At 65.6% G+C, this 2,151-nt stretch carries 3 protein-coding genes; all 3 read right to left on the bottom strand.

What is annotated here, in order from left to right; translation table 11 throughout:
- Nucleotides 1-208: 208 nt before the first annotated feature.
- The 3 genes from RMT89_RS40025 to RMT89_RS40015 all read right to left on the bottom strand — a co-directional run bounded on the left by RMT89_RS40025 (nt 209) and on the right by RMT89_RS40015 (nt 1,666).
- Entirely contained in the window at nt 209-670 is a 462-nt protein-coding gene (locus RMT89_RS40025; protein WP_315888670.1) for a hypothetical protein, read from the bottom strand.
- Nucleotides 671-1,028: 358 nt separating this feature from the next.
- Nucleotides 1,029-1,223 carry a hypothetical protein gene (locus RMT89_RS40020; protein WP_315888669.1) on the bottom strand — a complete coding sequence of 65 codons (195 nt, stop codon included), beginning with the start codon at nt 1,221-1,223 and terminating at the stop codon, nt 1,029-1,031.
- A complete protein-coding gene (locus RMT89_RS40015) occupies nt 1,223-1,666 on the bottom strand; it encodes a hypothetical protein (RefSeq protein ID WP_315888668.1) in 444 nt (147 codons plus the stop codon). Before RMT89_RS40015 ends, RMT89_RS40020 begins: the two co-directional genes overlap by 1 nt.
- Between the last annotated feature and the right edge of the window lie 485 nt (nt 1,667-2,151).

Below are 2,151 nucleotides of genomic sequence, written 5' to 3'. Positions count from 1 at the left end.
ATCATCGCAGGTCACAAGGCTCTTCTTCATTCCCGGAGAAGTTGTCCACAGACGTCAGCCGGTGGATCCGGGCTGAGTCTCGTGTCCCCGGGGCGGCGCTGAGGGCATGGCGTGGACGGCCGTGGGCGATAGCGAGCGACGAGCGAGGGCTCAGGCGAGTGTGATGAGTCATCACCTGAACCGTCCGACTTCGTCCATTTACCAAGCGTTACTTCTGCGTCTTCTCCGCAGCCTCTTCGCGCAGTTTCTGCAGAGGCCGACCGCTGGGGACGTGGGTGTACTGACCCCACCCATTGATTTCGTTTCCGGTCTGCGTCCGCAGCGCAGGGGACGGCTGGGGGAACTCTTGTCCGTCAGGGATTTGGACCCAGCCATCGGTCGTGATGGTGGCCTCATAGGTGCGCTTGAGCCTCGACTGGTGATGCCGGAGCTTATCTCCGGGGCTCGCAAGACCGGCTTCGATGATGGGCATCAGCCTTCCAGGACGTCGCTTGCTGGCCACGGCCGCTGGGGACTTGGTGCCGCCCCCGTCGTCCGCGGAGGCCGCCTTTTCCTTCAGGAGTTCGCGGCGCAAGACGTCGTTTGGGGTGTCAACCAGGGGTTCGCTGTGACGCTGCAGGTAGGCGAACACCTCTTCGTCGATTTGGATGGTTCGCATGGGCTTGGACATGTAGCGCCTCCGCTTTGAACTTTACAGCTTCAAGTCTGCCAGACTGCAAGCTAGAAGTTCAACGGGACTGGAGAAAGTTGTTGAAGCTCGCGCGTAAGCAGGCGGCGGGGGGCGCCCGACGATCTCGGTGGCTGGCCCCGGCGGTTCGTCTGTGGATGCCTGCGTCTGGAGCCGCCGGACAGCGGCCCGCCCGGCGTCCGCTCGGCGGCGCCCGACACTGCGGGTTTAGCGGAGAAAGGCCCTGCTGATCGGCGTCGCGGCCCCTTCCGAGCTACTCGGATTACTCAAGCGACGGCCGCAGTAGGAAGTTCCTGTTCCTGCGGCTCGCCTGAGGTTCTGCCCGTGTTCGTCGGACGGATCAACCGATCGCCGATCGGGCGAAGGCAACCGTCGCGCCGAAAGCGGCCCCGCCGGCGAGTGCTGCGGTGGCCAGCGGGTTGCCGGAAACGTAGGTGAGAAACCCCGCTGCCACGGCGGCCTGCAGACTGATGAGGAACACTACCGCGGAGCGCAGGCTCAGCAGCGGCTCCTGGGACCTGTCGTTGCTCGCCATCAGTTCACCTCCGGGATCTGAGCCTTGGCCCGCCTGACGATGTCGTCGCCCAGCCGCAGGAGCTTGCGCCGGACACGTTCGCCCATGGCGACGTCCTCGTCGACCAGTGGGGGTGCCTGGCGCCAGTTGAGCCGGGGGTTCTCGGCCCAGGCACGCGCCACCTTCTGCTCCTCTTCCTTCAGTCGCCCGGTCGCGCAGCGGACGTGGCGGTTGTCGAAGTGCTCGGCCCAGGGCACCACCGTGGCGATGGCCAGAGCCTCCGGCCCGGGAGCGGGAGACAGCAGGTCGATCCGCTCCTCGATGTGGCCGATCTTGTAGCCCATGACCTGGTGGTCGCTGTCGAGGTCGTTGCCCTCCCGAGCACACTTCCGTAGAACGGCGCGGACTGCATCGGGGTCCTGGAGGTCGACCTGCTCCTCCCATTCCCGGAGCAACAGCGCCATGGCCAGGGCTTGGGCGTGATCCTCCGTAGGTGGCCGGAGACGAAGATGTGTGTAGAGGAACTCGCGCATCGGTTCATGGTCGCCGTGGCGGTAGGCATCCAAAGCGGCCCTTGCCAGCCAGACGATCGGGGCGCCAAGACTCTCAAGCAGCCGGGTGACAGATCGCAGCGGCTCGAGAAGCCCTTCCGGGAGCCCCCGCAGCAGGCCCGTGACACCAGGCATAGCAAAGGCGCGGTTCCAGGCCGCCGCCATCGCGTCGCTGAACAAATGGAACTCGGGCGTCCTCAGGCGGAGGGAAGCCAGAGCGCCGCCCATGGCTCCGATCGAGGCCAGCCGAGCAGCGGGTGGGGCGAACAGTGACAGTCTCTCCAGCGCAGTAGCAGCACCGAGGATCGACACCGAGGGCCCGTCGGAAGATTTCAAGTCCAGTGAGACGGTCGTGACGCTATGAGGTTTGTGGTGCGGGTTCCCTGCGTTTGGCCGGG

It is taken from the genome of Streptomyces sp. P17 (assembly GCF_032436805.1).
Taxonomy (GTDB): Bacteria; Actinomycetota; Actinomycetes; order Streptomycetales; family Streptomycetaceae; genus Streptomyces.
Note: the sequence above shows the minus strand (reverse complement) of the source record. Positions and strands in the feature narration are given on the sequence as shown.